At 51.1% G+C, this 21,558-nt stretch carries 21 protein-coding genes; 9 read left to right on the top strand and 12 right to left on the bottom strand.

Annotated elements, in window-relative coordinates; genetic code table 11:
• Positions 1-5 precede the first annotated feature (5 nt).
• From allB to allA, 7 genes are all read right to left on the bottom strand, one after another.
• On the bottom strand, positions 6-1,367 hold the full coding sequence (allB, locus tag RGV86_RS18755; protein WP_309508460.1) for an allantoinase AllB: 1,362 nt from the start codon (positions 1,365-1,367) through the stop codon (positions 6-8).
• A gap of 59 nt (positions 1,368-1,426) precedes the next feature.
• The gene (locus tag RGV86_RS18750; RefSeq protein WP_085460478.1) at positions 1,427-2,881 is read right to left on the bottom strand and encodes an allantoin transporter; all 1,455 of its coding nucleotides are present in this window, start codon (positions 2,879-2,881) and stop codon (positions 1,427-1,429) included.
• A gap of 169 nt (positions 2,882-3,050) precedes the next feature.
• Entirely contained in the window at positions 3,051-3,929 is an 879-nt protein-coding gene (gene glxR / locus RGV86_RS18745; RefSeq protein ID WP_085460477.1) for a 2-hydroxy-3-oxopropionate reductase, read from the bottom strand.
• 99 nt (positions 3,930-4,028) lie between these two features.
• Entirely contained in the window at positions 4,029-4,805 is a 777-nt protein-coding gene (gene hyi, locus RGV86_RS18740) for a hydroxypyruvate isomerase (protein WP_085460476.1), read from the bottom strand.
• A gap of 12 nt (positions 4,806-4,817) precedes the next feature.
• Positions 4,818-6,599: a glyoxylate carboligase gene (gcl, locus tag RGV86_RS18735; protein WP_085460475.1), complete on the bottom strand. Its 1,782-nt coding sequence runs from the start codon at positions 6,597-6,599 to the stop codon at positions 4,818-4,820.
• Between the two features lie 89 nt (positions 6,600-6,688).
• Complete coding sequence (gene allR, locus RGV86_RS18730) at positions 6,689-7,504, bottom strand: HTH-type transcriptional repressor AllR (RefSeq protein ID WP_000141275.1); 816 nt, start codon at positions 7,502-7,504, stop codon at positions 6,689-6,691.
• Positions 7,505-7,581: 77 nt separating this feature from the next.
• The gene (gene allA / locus RGV86_RS18725; RefSeq protein WP_000776394.1) at positions 7,582-8,064 is read right to left on the bottom strand and encodes an ureidoglycolate lyase; all 483 of its coding nucleotides are present in this window, start codon (positions 8,062-8,064) and stop codon (positions 7,582-7,584) included.
• 229 nt (positions 8,065-8,293) lie between these two features.
• Between allA and allS the strand changes: the two genes are divergently transcribed.
• The 3 genes from allS to dinQ all read left to right on the top strand — a co-directional run bounded on the left by allS (position 8,294) and on the right by dinQ (position 10,878).
• Positions 8,294-9,220: an HTH-type transcriptional activator AllS gene (allS, locus tag RGV86_RS18720; protein WP_085460474.1), complete on the top strand. Its 927-nt coding sequence runs from the start codon at positions 8,294-8,296 to the stop codon at positions 9,218-9,220.
• Positions 9,221-9,288: 68 nt separating this feature from the next.
• The gene (gene mnmH, locus RGV86_RS18715) at positions 9,289-10,383 is read left to right on the top strand and encodes a tRNA 2-selenouridine(34) synthase MnmH (RefSeq protein ID WP_085460473.1); all 1,095 of its coding nucleotides are present in this window, start codon (positions 9,289-9,291) and stop codon (positions 10,381-10,383) included.
• A gap of 411 nt (positions 10,384-10,794) precedes the next feature.
• On the top strand, positions 10,795-10,878 hold the full coding sequence (gene dinQ, locus RGV86_RS22340) for a damage-inducible type I toxin DinQ (protein WP_349808740.1): 84 nt from the start codon (positions 10,795-10,797) through the stop codon (positions 10,876-10,878).
• A gap of 123 nt (positions 10,879-11,001) precedes the next feature.
• Here the strand turns inward: dinQ and ybbP are convergent, their stop codons facing one another.
• Entirely contained in the window at positions 11,002-13,416 is a 2,415-nt protein-coding gene (ybbP, locus tag RGV86_RS18710) for a putative ABC transporter permease subunit YbbP (protein WP_085460472.1), read from the bottom strand.
• A complete protein-coding gene (ybbA, locus tag RGV86_RS18705; RefSeq protein ID WP_001110581.1) occupies positions 13,413-14,099 on the bottom strand; it encodes a putative ABC transporter ATP-binding protein YbbA in 687 nt (228 codons plus the stop codon). Before ybbA ends, ybbP begins: the two co-directional genes overlap by 4 nt.
• Here ybbA and tesA point away from each other — a divergent pair.
• From tesA to cnoX, 3 genes are read left to right on the top strand one after another with little or no spacing between them, the layout of a single operon-like run.
• Complete coding sequence (gene tesA, locus RGV86_RS18700) at positions 14,070-14,693, top strand: multifunctional acyl-CoA thioesterase I/protease I/lysophospholipase L1 (protein WP_001295836.1); 624 nt, start codon at positions 14,070-14,072, stop codon at positions 14,691-14,693. The two genes, ybbA and tesA, sit on opposite strands and share 30 nt — an antisense overlap.
• Complete coding sequence (gene ybbO, locus RGV86_RS18695; RefSeq protein WP_000148958.1) at positions 14,683-15,492, top strand: NADP(+)-dependent aldehyde reductase; 810 nt, start codon at positions 14,683-14,685, stop codon at positions 15,490-15,492. The genes tesA and ybbO overlap by 11 nt, the downstream gene beginning before the upstream one ends.
• Positions 15,493-15,552: 60 nt before the next feature.
• Positions 15,553-16,407, top strand: coding sequence for a chaperedoxin (gene cnoX / locus RGV86_RS18690; protein WP_001295322.1), 855 nt, complete (start codon positions 15,553-15,555; stop codon positions 16,405-16,407).
• 62 nt (positions 16,408-16,469) lie between these two features.
• Here the strand turns inward: cnoX and fetB are convergent, their stop codons facing one another.
• Both fetB and fetA read right to left on the bottom strand, forming a co-directional pair.
• The gene (fetB, locus tag RGV86_RS18685; RefSeq protein WP_085460471.1) at positions 16,470-17,249 is read right to left on the bottom strand and encodes an iron efflux ABC transporter permease subunit FetB; all 780 of its coding nucleotides are present in this window, start codon (positions 17,247-17,249) and stop codon (positions 16,470-16,472) included.
• Complete coding sequence (gene fetA / locus RGV86_RS18680) at positions 17,236-17,913, bottom strand: iron efflux ABC transporter ATP-binding subunit FetA (RefSeq protein WP_085460470.1); 678 nt, start codon at positions 17,911-17,913, stop codon at positions 17,236-17,238. The genes fetB and fetA overlap by 14 nt, the downstream gene beginning before the upstream one ends.
• 145 nt (positions 17,914-18,058) lie before the next feature.
• Here fetA and RGV86_RS18675 point away from each other — a divergent pair, with 145 nt between their 5' ends.
• On the top strand, positions 18,059-18,976 hold the full coding sequence (locus tag RGV86_RS18675) for an SPFH domain-containing protein (RefSeq protein WP_000904498.1): 918 nt from the start codon (positions 18,059-18,061) through the stop codon (positions 18,974-18,976).
• Positions 18,973-19,431 carry an NfeD family protein gene (locus RGV86_RS18670; protein ID WP_000571572.1) on the top strand — a complete coding sequence of 153 codons (459 nt, stop codon included), beginning with the start codon at positions 18,973-18,975 and terminating at the stop codon, positions 19,429-19,431. The genes RGV86_RS18675 and RGV86_RS18670 overlap by 4 nt, the downstream gene beginning before the upstream one ends.
• Before the next feature lie 110 nt (positions 19,432-19,541).
• Here the strand turns inward: RGV86_RS18670 and RGV86_RS18665 are convergent, their stop codons facing one another.
• Complete coding sequence (locus RGV86_RS18665) at positions 19,542-19,904, bottom strand: hypothetical protein (RefSeq protein ID WP_001001645.1); 363 nt, start codon at positions 19,902-19,904, stop codon at positions 19,542-19,544.
• A gap of 365 nt (positions 19,905-20,269) precedes the next feature.
• Here RGV86_RS18665 and RGV86_RS18660 point away from each other — a divergent pair, with 365 nt between their 5' ends.
• Positions 20,270-21,556: a YadA-like family protein gene (locus tag RGV86_RS18660; RefSeq protein ID WP_085460469.1), complete on the top strand. Its 1,287-nt coding sequence runs from the start codon at positions 20,270-20,272 to the stop codon at positions 21,554-21,556.
• The last annotated feature ends 2 nt before the right edge of the window (positions 21,557-21,558 follow it).

Raw genomic sequence — 21,558 nt, 5'->3', positions numbered from 1 at the left:
CCAGATTACTGCTGATGTTTAAGGATAAATTGACCTTTCGGCGCAACAGGGAAGCCCTGTTCGATGTCGTAAATCACATCACCACGTAAGATGGTTTTCGTGATACGCGCGCCAATGGTTCGGCCAACATACGGGCTGACTTTGTGGCGATATTCCAAATCGTCATTGGTAAGAACATAGCTGCTATTCGGTTGAATGAAGACAAAGTCGGCATCTTTTCCTGAGGCGATACGACCTTTTTGCTGCAGACCGAAGATATCTGCTGCATTAGTCGCCATTAATTTGCCAAACATGGCCAGAGACATACCGCGTTTCTGTACTGCTTCATCGAACATCACGTCCATGCAGCTTTGCAGACCGGCGATACCGCCCCATGCTTTCATGATGTTACCGGCTTTCATTTCCGGCGGGCATGGAGAGTGGTCGGAAACCAGGCAGTCGATTTCACCGTTAAACAGTTTTTCCCACATGCCTTTCTGGTTTTCCAGATCGCGGATCGGCGGTGAACACTTCGCCAGGGTGCCAATTTCTTCGAACTGATCGGTATCCAGCACAAAGTAATGCGGGCAGGATTCACAGGTAACATCCTGACCTTCCTGACGCGCACGAGTCACTTCCTCAACACCTTCCGGGCTGCTGATGTGGCAAACGTACAGACGGCAACCGGCAACTTTCGCCAGGTACAGTACGCGGCGAATCGCTTCCACTTCGGTAAATACCGGACGAGAAGCCACATAGTCATGTGCGGTTACGCGACCTTCACGCTTCGCTTCTTCGCCCAGTTCATCACAGATCAGGGCGTTTTCGCAGTGCACCAGCACCGGCTGCCCCATTTCGCCCAGCTTCTGCGCGCCTTTGAAGAACTGCCAGTCGTTTACGTCACGGAAGTCGTTGTCGATACCACGATCGCCACAGGTCGCAACGAAGCATTTGAAGCCGACAACGCCCACTTCATCCAGTTCGTGCAGACGGTCGATGTTATAAGAGACCAGGCCACCCAGTTGTGCCGCATCGACAGTCAACTTACCTTTAGCGGCGTCGAACTTCAGTTCAATCGATGCGCGATCAACGGTTGCTGGCAACTGGTTGAGCGGCATTTCGATCATGGTGGTGATACCGCCTTTTGCCGCTGCGCGAGTGCCGGTTTCATAACCTTCCCAGTGGCTACGACCCGGTTCAGAAATATGGCTGTGCGCATCGACCATACCCGGAGAAACCACCAGACCAGACGCATCCATAACTTCTTTTGCATCGCCCAGATCCTGACCGATAGCGGCAATTTTTCCGCCTTTAACGGCAATATCTACAACGCGAGCTTCGTTTTCTAAAATGACGGTGCCGTTTTTAATAATTAAATCAAAAGACATAACAAACTCCTTGTAAAATACAGATTGTTTTTTAACTCAATGTTCAATATCGGGATTAATTAACCTGTGACTTTTTGCTCTCCTGTTTTTTCTACTGCTGTGCGTTTCTTTAATAAAGCGTAGGCCGCAAAGGCGACGATGACGCCGACAAACCATGAAACACGCGATAACGGTTCCATGACCGGAATAAATTTACCGCCGAGAGATAAAATAACCGCCACCAGAGTGACAGAGAATGCAGTGAGGTTAAAACCGTTATCGTAATATTTAAAATCACCTGGTGCGGTGTACAGTTCATCAAGATTAATTTGCCCGCGCATTACTACGAAATAATGCGCCATCATCACACCAATTACCGGCCCCAGCATCCCACCGATAATATCGAGGAACAGATAAATACTGTCCTGATTCTCCATTAATTTCCACGGGCAGATCAGCAGGCTGATAATACTGGCAATCAGTACGCCGTTTTTATAGGTCAGTTTCGTCGGTGCAATAGCGGCAATCTGATAACCGGCCGGAATAATATTACCGGTGGCGTTAGTGGAGATGGTTGTCATCAGAATAACCAGTACCGCAAAGAACGAGGCAAACAGGCTGTCCCAACGCTGAACAATATCCAGCACGTTCCAGGTGTCAGCGCCGTAATGAATACTGGCTCCGGCAATAATACATACCCCGGCGACCGCAAACAGAATATAGGCCACAACCAAACCGAGCGTTTGCCCCAGCGCCTGCTCACGGAAAGAGTGAGCGTTTTGCGTAAAGTCTGATGCGCTCACCGCCGGTGCCGCCCAGACCGCAACCACCGCGTTGATCACCACCAGGAACAGGAAGCCACTATTTTCTGCTTTCTGAATACCGCCAGGAATGTAGTCAAAGATTGGAGCAATCCCTACCAGCGAAATCGCCCAAATTGCCATACCGCCGAAGACGATATAGATGCACGGGTTAAGAATAGCGGTGAATTTATTTAAAACTTTGCCACCGCCAAAACCAATACCAACGTTAACCAGCCAGAAGAGTAAGAAAGTGATTAAGCCCGGTAGAGAAAGCCCTAACAGGGTAAAATCACCGCCGAGAGTTAAAAATCCCGGCCAGATTTTGCCAATCAGGATCAAGCAGGCCAGCGATCCGGCATAACACTGCAAACCAAACCACATGATGGCGGCAATCCCGCCTCTTAACAGTCCGGGAAACAGTGCGCCACGCACGCCATACGAAGCTCGCAGGATCATAGCAAAAGGCACGCCGTATTTACTGCCCGCAGCACCGTTTAATACCATTACCGCAGCTATAAAAAAGGCGCTAAGGATAATTGCCAGCATAATACTAAAAGTAGACAAGCCGAGAATAAAAAAGCCGCCGACCATTACATAATTGGGAACGTTATGAACCGAACCCATCCATAAGGTAAAGTAGTTAAATGTTTTCCAGGTACGTTGACTTTGTGTTTTCGGTAATAAATCTTCGCTATATCCGCGTTGCTGGAATAGTTTTCTCTGATGTTCCATAAATCCCTCTTAATTTCACGTATCGAATAACGTTGTTATTAATCTAGCTATGAGGAACTAATAAAATAAAAAATAATTTTTTAATACTGAAGCAACGTCGTTGGCTGCTTTCTTTTTTAATATTGCTGGCCGATTCATTTTCTGATATCGGCCATTTTGATTGCGGACATCAGGTCAGTTTATGATTCGCCATTAACTCCAGCGCCTGCACTAATGCAGAGTGATCCAACTGGCTGCCGCCGTTTGCCGCACAGGTATTAAATAACTCCTGGCAGGTTGCGGTGTTTGGCAGATTCAGCGCCAGTGCTTTCGCACTTTGCAGCGCCAGGTTGAGATCTTTCTGGTGCAGAGCGATTTTGAAGCCCGGATTAAAGGTGCGTTTAATCATACGCTCACCGTGAACTTCCAGAATGCGCGAGGAAGCAAAGCCGCCCATCAGCGCCTGGCGCACACGCACCGGATCGGCACCGGCTTTCGATGCAAACAGCAGGGCTTCAGAAACCGCTTCAATATTGAGCGCCACGATAATCTGGTTTGCTACTTTACAGGTCTGACCGTCGCCGTTACCGCCCACGAGGGTGATATTTTTACCGAGCAATTCAAACAGCGGTTTAACACGTTCAAATACCGCTTCGTCACCGCCAACCATAATCGACAACGTCCCTTCACGCGCGCCGATTTCACCGCCGGAGACTGGCGCATCAAGATAATCGCCGCCCAGTTCATTCACCTGACGAGCGAAACGTTTAGTTTCAATCGGGGAAATGGAGCTCATATCAACAATGGTTTTGCCCTTCAGCGAGGCTTTGGTACAACCATTTTCACCAAACAGAACTTCTTCAACCTGTGGCGTATCCGGCACCATAATAAAAATGATGTCTGACGCTTCTGTTACCTGGCGCGCAGTGTCAACGCTGACGGCACCGAGTGACAGTAATTCATCAGCAACCGAACCAATAGTTGTGACATGCAGTTGATGACCGGCGCGCGCCAGATTAATGGCCATCGGAGTACCCATAATGCCTAAGCCAATAAATCCCAGTTTCATATTTAGCCTCTTTTAAATGTCGCTTTTCCTGAATTCAGACAACGCGATCCCCTGCCGACGTAGCGGCCTAAAAAAGCATTGTCTGAACAGCGTTACGTTTTAACGGTACGGTTTCATCCAGCCTAAACCGGCTTCCGTGGTGGTTCTGGGTTTATATTCACAGCCAACCCAACCGTTGTAGTCAGAATTTTCAATTACCTTAAAGAGATAATCGTAATTAATTTCTCCGGTTCCCGGTTCGCCACGATGTGGATTATCGGCGATTTGCAGGTGACCAATTTTATCGGCCCATTGGGTCATGGTGTTGGTTAATTCACCTTCCATCCGCTGCATATGATAAATGTCATACTGAATTTTCAAATTGCAGCAGCCTACATCATCAATCAGTTTCAGCGCCTGCTGAGTTCCGGTGAGATGGAAACCAGGGATATCGAAATGGTTGATAGGTTCAATCAGTAATAAAATATCTTCTTTCATCAACATATTCGCGGCATAACGCAGGTTTTCCACAAGCGTTGCGTGAATCTGTTCACTGCTGAAACCCGCCGGAGTTTTACCGACCAGACAGTTGATTTTTTTATTACCCAGCGCACGGGCATAACGAATCGCCGCCGCTACGCCATCACGAAACTCTTCTTCACGGCCAGGAATACAGGCAATACCCCGCTCGCCCGCCGCCCAGTCACCCGCAGGTAAATTATGCAGCGTATGCTCGAGTTTATTACTCACCAGCACCTGTTTTAATTCTTCAATGTCGTAGTCATAAGGGAACATAAATTCAACGCCGCGAAAACCACACTGCGCGGCTTTCTCAAAACGGGCGAGAAAATCATATTCGCCAAATAACATCGATAAATTAGCAGAGAAACGTAACATTATTTATCTCCCTTATTCATAGTGCATGAAGCAGGTTTCAGTCGGCGCGTCCGCTGCGTTATCGGCGATATCTTCAAATTCCATAACGTTATCCAGTTCGCTACCCATCGAAATATTGGTTACTCGCTCCAGCATAATTTCCACCACCACCGGGACTCGGTACTGATTCATTAAGACTTTCGCTTGTTCAAAGGCCGGAGCAATATCTTCCGGTTTGAAAACGCGAATCGCTTTACAACCTAAACCTTCCGCCACTTTCACGTGGTCAACGCCATAACCGTTCACATCACTGGAGTTAATATTTTCAAACGCAAGCTGTACGCAGTAATCCATATCAAATGCACGCTGCGACTGACGAATCAGGCCGAGATAGGCGTTATTAACCAGCACATGGATGTACGGAATATTGAACTGTGCGCCAACGGCTAACTCTTCAATCAGGAACTGGAAGTCGAAGTCACCGGAAATCGCCACCACATTACGCTCTGGATCAGCCGCACACACACCCAGCGCCGCCGGAATGGTCCAGCCCAGCGGGCCTGCCTGACCACAGTTGATCCAGTGACGGTCTTTAAAGACGTGCAGCATTTGCGCCGCAGCAATTTGTGACAGGCCGATGGTGGTGACATAGCAAACATCGCGACCAAAGGCTTTGTTCATCTCTTCATACACGCGCTGCGGTTTCACCGGCACGTTGTCGAAGTGAGTTTTACGCAGCAAAGTGCGTTTGCGCTGCTGGCAGTCGGCGACCCACTCTTTACGACACGGCAGACGACCGGCTTTTTGCATCTCCTGCGCCACATCAACCAGCAGCGTCAGTGCCGCTTTGGCGTCGGAGACAATACCCAGATCCGGGCACAGTACGCGACCAATTTGCGTCGGCTCAATATCGATATGGACGATTTTGCGCCCTTCGGTGTATTTCTCTACCGAACCGGTATGACGGTTGGCAAAACGGTTACCGATACCAAACACCATGTCGGACGCCAGCAATGTTGCGTTACCGTAACGATGCGCAGTTTGCAGACCCACCATCCCGGCCATCAGTTCATGATCGTCCGGGATACAGCCCCAGCCCATCAGCGTTGGGATCACCGGAACGCTGGTCAGTTCAGCAAACTGTTGTAACAGCGCGGCTGCGTCAGCATTGATAACCCCGCCCCCGGCAACGATCACTGGACGCTCAGCCTGGATTAACATTTCTACGGCTTTTTCGATCTGCATACGGCTGGCAGCAGGTTTGTAGACCGGCAGCGGTTCGTACATATCAGGATCAAACTCGATTTCCGCTACCTGAACGTCGAACGGTAAATCCACCAGTACCGGCCCCGGACGACCAGAACGCATCAGGTGAAATGCCTGTTGCAGCACACGAGGCACCAGCGCCGCTTCACGTACTGTAACCGCCATTTTACTGACCGGCTTGGCGATAGCTTCAATATCAACGGCCTGGAAATCTTCTTTATGCAGACGGGCACGCGGAGCCTGGCCGGTAATGCACAAAATAGGAATGGAATCAGCAGAAGCGGAATAGAGCGCGGTGATCATGTCAGTGCCTGCTGGTCCCGACGTTCCCAGACATACGCCGATATTCCCTGCCGTTGCGCGGGTGTAGCCTTCCGCCATGTGCGACGCACCTTCCACGTGACGCGCCAGAATGTGACGAATACCGCCGTGCTTACGCATCGCTGAATAGAAAGGATTGATTGCTGCTCCCGGAACGCCGAAGGCGGTGGTGATACCTTCTTTCTCCAGCACATACATTGCCGCGTCAACGGCTCTCATTTTTGCCATTTTCTTCCTACCTCAATTAATTGGAAAAATTTTCCAACTTTCAAATTTTGTCAAAAAAACCCGCTCCGCAGAGCGGGATGCGACAGACACTATGGATGTGCTTTCAGTCCCAACGCCGTGCTGATATCGCGGGCGGTGTCTCTGACCAGCTCACCCTGACTGACAAAACGATCTTCTGTCAGTCTTGATGAAGGCCCGGAGATGGAGATAGCGGCAACAACACTACCCACATCATCGTAAATTGCTGAAGCTATGCAATTCAGGCCAACAACATGCTCTTCTTTATCTACGGTATAGCCCAGTTCACGCGCTTGTTCCAGATCCTTCAGCAAGGTGGGCATATCCACAAGCGTAGTTGGCGTAAACTGCTGCAAACCGGTTTGCAGGATGATGCTCATCAACTCCTCTTCCGCCAGCGGATAAAGCAGCGCCTTGCCCGCACCGGAAGCATGCAGCGGCAGACGACTGCCCAGCGGCGCACACATCCTGACCATCGATTTACACTCTAACTGACCAATTAATACTGCTTCATTGCCGTTACGAATCGCGACATTGACCGTTTCGCCGGAAAGTAACATCAGGCGGCGCATAAACGGCCCGGCGACGGAGAGGACATCGCGGTTATGGATGTACGCCGCACCGACGTTAAAGACACCTAATCCTATATGCCACCAGCCTAACTGACTGTCCTGATAGACAAAATCCGCTGCCTGTAAAACCTTCAGCAGGCGAAAGGTCGTGGAGAGCGGCAAATCCAGATTGAGAGAAATATCGCTAACTGACGAACTTCCCCCACTTTTTTCCAGATATTGCAGAATCGCAATTCCCCGCTCTAATGCCTGTGCGCCCTTCTGTGCCACAGGCTCCGCCTGTCCTGGCCTGCCGCGCCGTCTAACTTCCGTCATACCTACGTTAACTCCGACCTACAAGTGAGCATAAACAATGAACAATTCGTTTATCTTATGCAAGTCGGTTGCAGGCGTCACGCAAAACAGAGCTCCTGCTCAGGAATACTTTCGACATCACAGTTGTCACTGCCGCCGCGATCGATGGTCAGAAAATCGGTGACTCGTTGCCAGGCGAAAAGCGGGTGATGCCAGACATTACGATGGTAATTCACCCCCTGCTCACCGTTGGTGATAAACGCCCGCAGCGTTGTCAGGTCTGGTTTGTCGTCACCTAACGCCACGACCACCACAAACACTTCCCCTTTCATCGGGATAAACGCCTGAGTGCCCAGCGGATGACGTTCGAGTTCGTGAATGGTCAGCGGCAGCCTGGCAGGTTGCGCGCGGTTAATGCTAATCAGAGTACGGTCTTGCTCAAGAATCTCAACCAGCGCCAAATCGTGATAACGCTCCACCAGGCCATTGTTAATATGAAAAAAATCCCGTTGCTGCGTTTCGATTACGTCGCCATAAGCACTGAAGGCTTCCTGACTTAACGGTAATACCTGAAGTTTCATCTTGTTGTCCTTGTAACATAATTCCGTTCAACCAGCGCCGACCGGTCAGCTTGGTTTCAATAACAGGCAATCTAAAACCTTAAGAGAACAACATCAACACAAAAGTTGGAATATTTTTCCAAAACTAGATTTAGCCCACAAATCACACAGGGTTATCATGTAAAAATACAAGTAAATCAAAGGACAGCAAAATCACGCAACTTGCTGATTTAAAAGGGGATACCTGAAGATGTTTGATCCAGAAACCTTGCGGACTTTCATTGCGGTTGCTGAAACAGGAAGTTTTTCAAAAGCGGCAGAACGATTATGCAAAACCACGGCGACCATCAGTTATCGCATTAAACTTCTGGAAGAGAATACCGGGGTGGCGTTGTTTTTCCGCACCACTCGCAGCGTGACATTGACAGCGGCAGGCGAGCATCTGCTTTGTCAGGCCAGAGACTGGCTGAGCTGGCTGGAAAGTATGCCCAGCGAGCTGCAACAGGTGAATGATGGCGTAGAACGCCAGGTGAATATTGTCATCAACAACCTGCTCTACACCCCCCAGGCCGTCGCCCAATTGCTGGCGTGGCTGAATGAACGTTACCCGTTTACCCAGTTTCACATCTCCCGGCAAATCTATATGGGCGTCTGGGATTCTCTATTGTACGAAGGTTTTTCACTGGCTATCGGCGTCACAGGAACCGAGGCGCTGGCAAATACCTTTAGTCTTGATCCCTTAGGATCGGTGCAATGGCGCTTTGTCATGGCGGTGGATCATCCGCTGGCGAACGTTGAAGAGCCGCTCACAGAAGCGCAGTTACGGCGCTTTCCGGCGGTCAATATTGAAGACAGCGCCCGCACATTAACCAAACGCGTGGCCTGGCGATTGCCGGGGCAAAAAGAGATTCTCGTTCCGGACATGGAAACGAAAATCGCCGCCCATCTGGCGGGCATTGGCATTGGTTTTTTGCCAAAATCACTTTGCCAGTCAATGATCGATAATCAACAACTGGTCAGCCGGGTCATTCCAACGATGCGCCCTCCTTCGCCATTGAGTCTGGCATGGCGCAAATTTGGCAGCGGCAAAGCGGTAGAAGATATTGTGACCTTGTTCACCCAGCGCAGGCCGGAAATCAGCGGATTTTTAGAAATTTTCGGCAACTCACACAGTTAAAAATCAAGTTTCCTTGCGCGTTGGCGCGTAAAATAGCGCGCAAGCTGATTTGAGGTTCACTTTTAACTATGCAAGAGAGACACACGGAACAGGACTATCGTGCCCTGCTGATTGCTGATACGCCCATTATTGATGTTCGCGCCCCCATTGAGTTTGAGCAAGGCACAATGCCCGCCGCTATCAACCTGCCGTTAATGAATAACGATGAACGCGCCGCCGTTGGCACCTGCTACAAACAGCAAGGGTCAGACGCGGCGCTGGCGCTGGGGCATAAACTGGTGGCGGGTGAAATTCGTCAGCAGCGCATGGACGCCTGGCGGGCAGCGTGCCTGCAAAATCCGCAAGGTATTCTCTGCTGCGCCCGTGGCGGTCAACGTTCACATATTGTGCAACGTTGGCTGCATGAAGCGGGGATTGATTATCCGCTGGTGGAAGGCGGTTATAAGGCACTGCGCCAGACCGCGATTCAGGCGACCATTGAACTGTCACAAAAACCGATAGTGCTGATTGGCGGTTGTACCGGCAGTGGTAAAACGCTGTTAGTGCAGCAACAGCCGAACGGTGTCGATCTGGAAGGGCTGGCGCGCCATCGCGGTTCTGCTTTTGGTCGCACGTTACAGCCGCAACTTAGCCAGGCGAGTTTTGAAAACCTGCTGGCTGCCGAGATGCTAAAAACTGACGCCCGTCAGGATCTGCGCCTGTGGGTGCTGGAAGATGAAAGCCGGATGATTGGTTCAAACCATCTGCCGGAATGTCTGCGCGAGCGAATGACCCAGGCGGCGATTGCCGTGGTAGAAGACCCGTTTGAGATCCGGCTTGAACGCCTGAACGAAGAATATTTCTTGCGTATGCATCATGATTTTACCCATGCATATGGCGACGAACAGGGCTGGCAAGCGTATTGCGAATATCTGCATCACGGTCTTTCGGCGATTAAGCGTCGGCTGGGGCTACAACGATATAATGAACTGGCTGCCCGGCTGGATGCGGCGCTGACAACGCAACTCGCAACCGGCAGCACCGACGGTCATCTGGCCTGGCTGGTGCCGTTACTTGAAGAATATTACGACCCGATGTATCGCTATCAGCTTGAGAAAAAAGCGGAAAAAGTTGTCTTTCGCGGTGAGTGGGCTGAAGTGATGGCGTGGGTTAAGGCGCGGTAATGAGCGGTATTCTGAAACGGCGATTGTCGTGAGAACAGAATGATTGCAACAGAATACAGATATAAAAAAACCGACATGACAGTCGGTTTTTTTATTTTTCCGCCCGAGAGTTGGTGGTTCTGGGCAGAGATGAAACAGTCCTCATCTAGCAAGTGAATTATAAGTCAGGATACCTACATATTCAAACAGCTATGCCGGCGATACAATCCCAACGCTAGTAATGATACTGCCTCAAGGGATTACCGCAGTGCGGAAAAGTACTTTTAAGTCCTGGTCAGGATACAGGTGGTGCTGATTCTGGTGCTCTGATTTGGAGAGAGGCAGTCCTCATCTAGCACATGAAGGAAAATCATAGTTACAGGCAACGTAAGGGTAAGCTGTGATTGTCTTTCTCCCTTAAGGGAGCAACGGATGAAAACTTTTCTCGATAAAGTTCTCATCGTTCTTAAGGCGCTGATCGCGCTGCTGGAACTGATCCGCCAGTTTATTGAATAACTGAGGAAACGTAGCTAAGGCCGAAGGTTTACCACCTTCGGCCTTTAACAAACCGGCATGACAGTCGGTTTCAGATTGTTGCCAAAGGGCGCACTATTCATGCCGGATGCGCTACGCCTGTCATCACCCCGCAAACTGCCTGAACAGCGCCTTCCCCTTAACCAGTCGCGCGCCCAGCCAGCCGCCGCAAAGCGACAGCAGCAACGCACCGCTGCACGGCAGCACAATCCACAATCGCCAGTCTGGCTCCCACGGGAAATCAAACACTTTTGATTGCAGTACCGCCAGCGCCGTTTCCGCACCGATGGCGGCCACCAGGCCAGAAACAAACCCGAGCATGGCAAACTCACACCACAATGTCGTGCGCAGCAGTTTTTTGCCCGCACCGAGTGTGCGCCACACCACCAGCTCCTGATGGCGCTGACGCATTCCCACCTGCACCTGTGCCAGCAACAGCAACATACCGCAGGCGGTGACCAGCACCACCATCACTTCCAGCGCCCGACTTACCTGCTCCAGCACCTGACCGACCTGTTTTAAAATCGCGCCAATGTCTAACAGGCTAATGGTCGGGAACTGGCGGTTGAGTTGCGTCAACATGCCGTTGCCGTTCTCCCAGCGGAAACTGGTGAGCCAGCTTTGCGGCTGCCCGTCCAGCGCCCCTTCCGGGAAAATAAAATAGAAATTAGGCCGCAGACTTTCCCAGTCCACTTTGCGCAGGCTACTCACTTTAGCGCGGAACTCCTGGGTATCGCCCATAAAGGTGACGGTATCGCCAAGGGTAACGTTTAAGCGTTTCGCCAGCCCCTCTTCCATCGACACTTCATCAGCTTTTGGCGGCCAGTTACCGGCGACAATCGGGTTATGATCGGGCCGCGTATTTTGCCAGGTGAGGTTGAGTTCGCGGTTGAGCGCCTCATCTTCATTGCCTTCTGTCGGCTTGCCGTTAATCGCCGTCAGCCGCGCCCGCACTACCGGATAAAACGATTCCGGGACTATCTGATGTTCCGCAAGGAACGCTTTTAGCGGTATAACCTGTTCTGTTGCGATGTTGATTAAAAAGTAGTTCGGGCTTTCTGGCGGTAGCTGCTGTTGCCAGCGGTCGAGCAGATCGCCACGCAACACCAGCAGCAGTGCCAGCAGCATAAAGGAGAGCGAAAATGCCGAAAGCTGGCTTAACGTTGACCACGGCTGACGTAACAGGCGGCTGACTGCCAGACGCAGAGGTAGCGATTTTAGCGTCATGCTGCGTAATACATTAAGCAGCATCCAGCCCAGCACACCGCACAGCAAAGCCAGCACTACCGCGCCCGCCAGCACTGCCCAGAGCAGCATACTGCCACCCATTAATCCGGCGAGCAGCAGCACAACCACCACACTGACAATCGGCAGATAAAACTTCAGCGGCCAGACGTTCGCTACCACATCATTACGTAATACGCGTAAAGGCTGCGTTGCCAGCAACAGGCGGTACGGTCGCAGCCCCACCAGCAGCGAGATGACCGTCATGGTGCCGAGCGCCCACAGCCACGGCCAGAGGCTGGCTGGCGGTAGTGCGGCAGGCAGAACGGGCTTGAGCAGCACCATCAACACGTTTTCGAACAACAGACCTATCGCCCCACCGGTAACGGCTGAAAGCGTCAGCACCATCAACCACTGACCGACGATTAGCTTACGCAGTTGCGCTCGCCCTGCCCCCAGCGTTTTGAGGATCGCCACCAGATCGTAGCGACTGCGACAGTAATGATTCATCGCCACAGCCACCGCTGCCACTGCCAGCAGCAAGGTCAGAAGCGCCGAAAGCAGCAGGAACTGCTGCGAGCGTTCCATCGAGCGCCCCAGCGCGCCTTCGTCCTGTTCCAGCCCGTACCAACGTTGTTCGGGTTTAAGCTGCGGTAACAGCCATTTCTCATAGCCGTCGAGCTGGTTCTCGTTGCCGCCGAATTTATAGCGCCAGGTGACGCGACTCCCCGGCTGCACGGCTCCGGTTTTATCGACATCCGCCAGGTTCATCATCAGACGCGGAGCCATCTGGAAGGGGTTAAAACCGGAATCAGGTTCCTGAATTACTTCTCCGGCAATCCGCAGTGTGGCATCGCCCACGTCGATGGTGTCGCCCGTTTTCAGGTTAAGGAGCGCCATCAGGCGTGGGGCCAGTAATACGCTGCCCGCCTGCGGTTTCAGGTCTGGGGGATTAGTTTGCAGATCGCCATACATCGGGTAGATATCATCCACCGCTTTGACGTTCGCCAGCTGCGGAGTGTCGCCCGCAAAGGTCATAGTGGCGAAAGTCAGCTGCTTGCCGACTTTCAGGCCGCGCTTTTGCGCTTCCTCCAGCCACGCTTGCGGCACTTCGCGCGAACTGCGCAACGCCCGATCGCCCGCCATAAACTCCCGGCTTTGCTGGCTTAAACCTTTCTCCATGCGATCGCTGATATTGCCCAGCGCCAGCACGCAGGCCACCGCCAGGCTTAGCGCCAGCCAGACAATTAATAGCGACGGCGAGCGCCATTCGCGCCAGAACCAACGTGCAATCATGCTTCCTCCTGCAACTGCCCGTTAACCAGCCGTAAGCAGCGGTCGCAGCGCGCCGCCAGTTGCAGGTCGTGAGTCACCATAATCAACGTGGTGCCATGTTCACGGTTGAGGGAAAACAGCAGGTCGGCAATTTTATCGCCCGTCTGGCGGTCAAGGTTGCCGGTAGGTTCATCGGCAAACAGCACATCAGGCCGACCGTTAAAGGCTCGCGCCAGCGCCACACGTTGCTGTTCGCCGCCGGAAAGCTGTGCCGGAAGATGATCAAGACGTTTACCCAGCCCTAACTGTTCGAGCAACGCTTTCGCTCCGTTACGACTTTCCACGCTACTCTCACCGCGCAGCAGCGCCGGAAGCTCGACGTTTTCCAGCGCGTTAAGGGTAGGAATTAACATAAATGACTGAAAAACAAAGCCGACGTGCTTCGCGCGCAACTTTGCCCGCGCTTCTTCGTCCATATTATGTAGCGGTTGTCCCACCAGACTCACTTCGCCACTGCTGCCGTCATCCAGCCCGGCGAGGATCGCCAGTAAGGTTGACTTACCCGATCCCGACTCGCCCACCAGTGCGATGGTTTCGCCACGTTTGACAACCAGCTCAACTCCGGTGAGGATGGAGAGTTCATGCTCCCCCTGACCGACGGACTTCTTAAGATGATGAACTTCAACAATGTTTTCCGCTGGCATTTGCCCTTCCTGTTCCTGGTTCTGTTAACCTTCCGTGCCGCCGCAGCGGACACGTTATTAATTCTGGGTGATAGCCTGAGCGCCGGGTATCGAATGTCTGCCAGCGCGGCCTGGCCTGCCTTGTTGAATGATAAGTGGCAGAGTAAAACGTCGGTAGTTAATGCCAGCATCAGCGGCGACACCTCGCAACAAGGGCTGGCGCGCCTTCCGGCTTTGCTGAAGCAGCATCAGCCGCGCTGGGTGCTGGTTGAACTGGGCGGCAATGATGGATTGCGTGGTTTTCAGCCACAGCAAACCGAGCAAACGCTGCGCCAGATTTTGCAGGATGTCAAAGCCGCCAACGCTGAACCATTGTTAATGCAAATACGTCTGCCTGCAAACTATGGTCGCCGTTATAATGAAGCCTTTAGCGCCATTTACCCCAAACTCGCCAAAGAGTTTGATGTTCCGCTGCTGCCTTTTTTTATGGAAGAGGTCTACCTCAAGCCACAATGGATGCAGGATGACGGTATTCATCCCAACCGCGACGCCCAGCCGTTTATTGCCGACTGGATGGCGAAGCAGTTGCAGCCTTTAGTAAATCATGACTCATAAAGCAACGGAGATCCTGACAGGTAAAGTTATGCAAAAATCGGTCTTAATTACCGGATGTTCCAGTGGAATTGGCCTGGAAAGCGCGCTCGAATTAAAACGCCAGGGTTTTCATGTGCTGGCAGGTTGCCGGAAACCGGATGATGTTGAGCGCATGAACAGCATGGGATTTACCGGCGTGTTGATCGATCTGGATTCACCAGAAAGTGTTGATCGCGCAGCCGACGAAGTGATCGCCCTGACCGATAATTGTCTGTATGGGATCTTTAACAATGCCGGATTCGGCATGTATGGCCCCCTTTCCACCATCAGCCGTGCGCAGATGGAACAGCAGTTTTCCGCCAACTTTTTCGGCGCACACCAGCTCACCATGCGCCTGTTACCCGCGATGTTACCGCACGGTGAAGGACGTATTGTGATGACCTCATCGGTGATGGGATTAATCTCCACGCCGGGTCGCGGCGCTTACGCGGCCAGTAAATATGCGCTGGAGGCGTGGTCAGACGCGCTGCGCATGGAGCTGCGCCACAGCGGAATTAAAGTCAGCCTGATAGAGCCGGGGCCCATTCGTACTCGCTTTACCGACAACGTCAACCAGACGCAAAGTGATAAACCGGTCGAAAACCCTGGCATTGCTGCCCGCTTTACGTTGGGGCCGGAAGCGGTGGTCGCCAAAGTGCGCCACGCTTTTATTAGCGAGAAGCCGAAGATGCGCTATCCGGTGACGCTGGTGACCTGGGCGGTAATGGTGCTCAAACGCCTGCTGCCGGGGCGCGTGATGGACAAAATATTGCAGGGGTGAGTTGAAGCGCGCGCTTAAGCCCCCATGTCAAAGAAAATATCGACAACAGAGAGCGACTCCATGTCCGTAGAAAATATTGTCAACATTAACGAATCTAACCTGCAACAGGTTCTTGAACAGTCGATGACCACACCGGTGCTGTTCTATTTTTGGTCTGAACGTAGCCAGCACTGTTTGCAGTTAACCCCAATTCTGGAAAGCCTCGCGGCGCAGTACAACGGGCAATTTATTCTGGCGAAGCTGGACTGCGATGCGGAGCAGATGATTGCCGCGCAGTTTGGTCTGCGCGCGATTCCGACCGTATATCTGTTCCAGAACGGGCAACCGGTAGACGGCTTCCAGGGGCCGCAACCGGAAGAGGCGATCCGCGCCCTGCTGGATAAAGTGCTGCCGCGCGAAGAAGAGCTGAAAGCGCAGCAGGCGATGCAACTGATGCAGGAAGGCAATTACACCGACGCCCTGCCATTGCTGAAAGACGCCTGGCAGTTGTCGAATCAGAACGGGGAAATCGGCCTGCTGTTGGCAGAAACGCTGATTGCGCTGAACCGTTCTGAAGATGCAGAAGCCGTGCTGAAAACCATTCCATTGCAGGATCAGGACACCCGCTACCAGGGGCTGGTGGCGCAAATCGAACTGCTGAAGCAGGCGGCTGATACGCCGGAAATTCAACAATTGCAACAGCAGGTAGCAGAGAATCCTGAAGATGCCGCACTGGCAACGCAACTGGCGCTACAGTTGCATCAGGTTGGGCGCAATGAAGAGGCGCTGGAGTTACTGTTCGGGCATCTGCGTAAAGATCTCACCGCCGCAGACGGTCAGACACGTAAAACGTTCCAGGAGATCCTCGCTGCGCTGGGTACGGGGGATGCGCTGGCGTCGAAGTATCGCCGCCAGTTGTATGCATTGTTGTATTGATATTCCGTTGATCGGCACATGAACCACAACGCCGGATGCGATGCTGCGCATCCGGTATCGCATCATTTCTTCTTCAATTGCGTCACCACCAACTGGTGGCGCGAATTGTAAAACTTACGATAGGTTAAATAGCAGGCAATAATGGTCGACAAGCTGGCGGTTGAGAGCAGCATAAAGGTCACCATAATCTGATATTTAATCGCCTTCACCGGATCAATCCCGGCAAATATCAACCCGGACATCATTCCCGGTAGACTAACTAAGCCAACCGTTTTTGCTGAATCGACCGTTGGAATTAACGCCGCTCGAATACTGTCGCGTATTAATATTGCAGAAGCCTGTTTTGGCGTTGCGCCAAGACTCAATTTTTCCTGAATTTGCTGCTGTTCGCTGATAAACCGCTGACCGAGATTGTTATAACACAACCCCACCGCTACCATGGCGTTACCGGCTATCATCCCGGCGATAGGGATCACCTGCATCGGGATAAACTCAATCGAACCCGATAAAATTAACACCGCAAGGGTAACTCCCGCCCCGACCGTAATGGCAATAAACGATGAGATAAAAGCTTTAGCAATATATTTACTGCGTTTTTGCGCGTTCCACGCCGCATTAAAGCAGATAAATAACACCATCAATAATGTCAGGCTGGCATCATCCACGCTGAAAATATACTTCAGCACATAGCCAACAATAATCAGCTGAATTATCGCTCGCCCGACGCTCCAGAGAATATCTTTCTCCAGCGCCAGTTTTTCTTTATGGCTAATTAAGATTGCCACCACCACCAGCATTAATGCCAGTGCTAATGATTCGTTGGTAATATTATGCGTGTTCATAGCGTGCTTCCTGCATTTCTCCGGCATGCGGTTGCAGCGTAATCACTTTATCCGCATGATTAATTTCATCTTTATCGTGTGTTACCCACAGTACGGCAATATTTTGCTCGCGCACATAACGGTGGATCATCTCATTAACGTTATGTTTATTACTTTCATCCAGTGCACTGGTTATTTCATCCAGCAATAAAACCTTCGGCATAAATTGCAGGTTACGAATCAATGAGATGCGTTGTTTTTCACCACCAGATAGCTCGGCGATATTCTTCGTCAAAATGGTGTCCGCTAAGGCGAAACGTTCGAGGAAATCGAGAAAAATAGCCGGGTCAGGCTGCTGGTTACGGATCTGCCAGGGAAAAATCAGGTTATCGTATACCGTGTCGCCAAACAACACTGGTGTCTGGGCACAGTAGGAGACTTGCTGGCGATACTCCTCTGGCTTCAGGGTGAATATATCTTCGCCTGCAAATAGTAACGTTCCACTACTCGGACTGATTAATGAAGCAACAATTTTTAGTAGCGTACTTTTGCCGCAGCCGGAAGGGCCGGTAATTAACTTAAATTCGCCAGCACGCAGCGAAAAATTGATGTTATTTAGAATCTTCGTATCGCCCACCTGATATCCAACATTTTGCAGTTGGAGCAAAAGACTATTTTCCTGCATTACCCATCCCTTTTTCTGATTTTTACTAAAAACAGTTTATCCTCCGCAAGAATAAGGGGGAACTCTCTTTCAGTAATCAGGTATAATTTGTTTAATCAAGCAGCAATTTTGCTCTTTATGGACGGTACAACAGGAGGTTTTTCCGATGCTTATTTTTATCCCGATTCTCATTTTTGTCGCGCTGGTGATTGTCGGCGCGGGCGTCAAAATCGTGCCGCAGGGCTATCAGTGGACGGTAGAACGTTTTGGTCGCTATACCAAAACGTTACAGCCGGGGCTCAGTCTGGTGGTGCCATTTATGGATCGCATTGGTCGCAAGATCAATATGATGGAGCAAGTGCTCGATATCCCTTCCCAGGAAGTTATCTCGAAAGATAACGCCAACGTGACCATCGACGCAGTCTGTTTTATTCAGGTGATTGATGCCCCGCGTGCCGCTTATGAAGTCAGCAATCTGGAGCTGGCAATCATCAACCTGACCATGACCAACATCCGTACCGTGCTTGGCTCAATGGAACTGGACGAAATGCTCTCCCAGCGCGACAGCATTAACTCGCGCCTGCTGCATATTGTCGATGAAGCCACCAACCCGTGGGGGATTAAAGTCACCCGTATTGAAATTCGTGATGTGCGCCCACCGGCAGAGCTTATCTCTTCGATGAACGCGCAGATGAAAGCGGAACGTACCAAACGCGCTTACATCCTTGAGGCGGAAGGGATCCGTCAGGCGGAAATCCTCAAAGCCGAAGGTGAAAAACAATCGCAAATCCTGAAAGCGGAAGGCGAACGTCAGTCGGCGTTTTTACAGGCTGAAGCGCGAGAACGTTCCGCCGAAGCGGAAGCTCGCGCGACCCAAATGGTGTCTGAAGCCATCGCCTCCGGTGATATTCAGGCGGTGAACTACTTCGTAGCACAGAAATACACCGAAGCGTTGCAACAGATCGGTTCGTCCAGTAACAGCAAAGTGGTGATGATGCCATTAGACGCCAGCAGCCTGATGGGGTCGATTGCCGGGATTGCCGAACTGGTGAAAGACAGCGCCAACGAGCGAAATAAATCATGATCGAGCTGCTGGTAGTACACCCGCATATTTTCTGGCTGAGTCTCGGCGGTTTATTGCTGGCTGCCGAGATGCTGGGCGGAAACGGTTATCTGTTGTGGAGCGGTGTCGCGGCGGTGATTACTGGCCTGGTGGTCTGGCTGCTGCCGCTGGGTTGGGAGTGGCAAGGGGTGATCTTTGCCATCCTGACGCTGCTCGCCGCCTGGCTGTGGTGGAAATGGTTGTCACGGCGGGTACGCGAACAAAAGCACAGCGACAGTCATTTAAACCAGCGTGGCCAGCAGTTGATTGGCAGGCGGTTTGTGCTGGAATCGCCGCTGGTCAACGGGCGCGGTCATATGCGCGTCGGCGACAGTTCATGGCCTGTCAGCGCCAGCGAGGATCTCGGCGCAGGTACGCATGTTGAGGTGATTGCGATTGAAGGGATAACGTTGATCATCCGTGCGGTCATCGCCTGATGCGACGCTGACGCGTCTTATCAGGCCTACAAAACCTGCCAGTCTATGCGCGAACGTAGGCCGGATAAGGCGTTTACGCCGCATCCGGCATGTGGGCGGGGAATGGCAATTTACTCTTCTGTGGTTTTACCCATACTTTTCTGGTCTTCATCCGGATAATGTTTTTTTAAATATTCCAGGACGTTTTTATTGACCTTATGTTGGGTATACACCCACCCTTTCCAGTAATCGGGCTGATCCAGGTAAACTTCTGGCGGAATGGTGAAATCAGAAAGCGTTAACCATTCGGCTAACAAATCGGGGTTTCTCTTCTGGATCAACTGCAACAGCATGATCAGCGACATGGCAGAGGCAGGAGCCGTACTATCGCCGCTTAAATACTTCCACACCGTGGAGCGATTCGAACGAAAAAGGATAGGGAGTAACGCCCTGTCCAGATTCATTTCATTAAAAATCTTCTCAAATTCATTCATTTAATTTTCCTGCCTGGTGTAAACCTCTTAAAAATTGAGATTTATCAAAGAAACGCATTCTAACATACATCAGCAACAGCATCACGTTTAGTGCAGAAACAGAGTTTATTTCGCTTATCAAAACAAGTCTTTACGGTTTGTTACTGAGAAATAGCACAAAATGATTTTCCATTTTATTTCCAATGGAAACTTTTTTAGTTTCTATTAGTCGGTGTTTACGCTTACATCGTATAAAAACGCGCTTTACATCACACAAATGCCAGCGTAGATTTCGATCAATACGAAACGCATAATATTTCTTATAACAACAATTAATGTTGCTATAAGAAACATAAATGCGACTTACTTTGATTGAGAAAAAATGAATGAAAACTGTAAAGATGTCTTTACTGGCTGTCGTTATTGCTACTGCTGTCAGTCCATCTGCCTTTGCGGGTGATACGATTGAGGCGGCAGCGACAGAACTGGAGGCAATCCAACCAGGGATGTCACATGAAGAAGTTGACCAGAAAATTGGACGCTTCATGATTCGTACTGGAAATACAGAAGCCGCGCAAGACTACCTGTTTTCGCATGGGTATATGTCTCCAGAGACGGGCGACAATATCTCCCCGGAACAGACCCAGGCAGACCGCGATGCGGCACAGGATACCGCCATCCAGAATGCGCAAACCACCGCTAACACAGCAGTGTCGACCGCCAATGAAGCGCACCAGGCCATTACGTCAGCGCAAACCGAGATTGACGCCAGCAAAGCGGCTATTCATAAAAATACTGACGACATTATCGAACAGAAGAACATTCTTAGAGCTCAACAAGACCAAATTAACGATACGCAAAAAACGGTTGCTGCTACCGGTGATGTCCAGAACACAGCCCGTTATCAGAGTATGGTAAACGCCCGTCAGGAGGCTGCGGATATCGCACAGCAGCAACAAGCCGAAGCCCAGCAAACGCAGATTACCGAACAACAAAAGCAAATCGAAGCTACACAAAAAACAGTCGCCGCTACCGGTGATGTCCAAAACGCAGCGCGTTATCAGAGTATGGTCAACGCTAAACTGGCTGCGGAAAATGAAGCCAGCACGCGCGCTTCTGCGGAGCAAGGGAAAAAAATTGACGCTCTTTCTTCTACCATGACGACGGTATCTCAAAGTGTTGCCACCGAGAACCAATCAAAAGAACTGGAAGAAATTCATGGCGATATAACAAAAACCAACACTGCGGTAAGTAAGCTGGCGGCACAACAACAGATTGATAGCGTTCATTACGGTGAACAAATTCAAAATCTGGTGCAGGATTCCACCGATACACATCAGCAGTTATCAACCACGCAAAAACGAGTAGCGGATAACAGCCAGCAAATTAATACGCTCAATAACCATTTCAGCTCACTGAAAAACGAAGTTGAAGACAACCGTAAAGATGCCAATGCGGGGATTGCGTCAGCTATTGCCATTGCCTCACAGCCGCAGGTAAAAACCGGTGATTTAATGATGGTGTCTGCGGGCGCGGGAACGTTTAATGGTGAATCAGCGGTATCTGTCGGCACGTCTTTTAATGCCGGAACGCATACAGTGCTTAAAGCGGGTGTTTCTGCGGATACGCAATCTGATTTCGGTGCTGGTGTCGGTGTGGGATATTCGTTCTAAAA

The organism is Escherichia ruysiae, assembly GCF_031323975.1.
In the GTDB taxonomy this organism is placed as follows: domain Bacteria; phylum Pseudomonadota; class Gammaproteobacteria; order Enterobacterales; family Enterobacteriaceae; genus Escherichia; species Escherichia ruysiae.
This window is presented reverse-complemented; position numbering and strand designations above follow the sequence as displayed.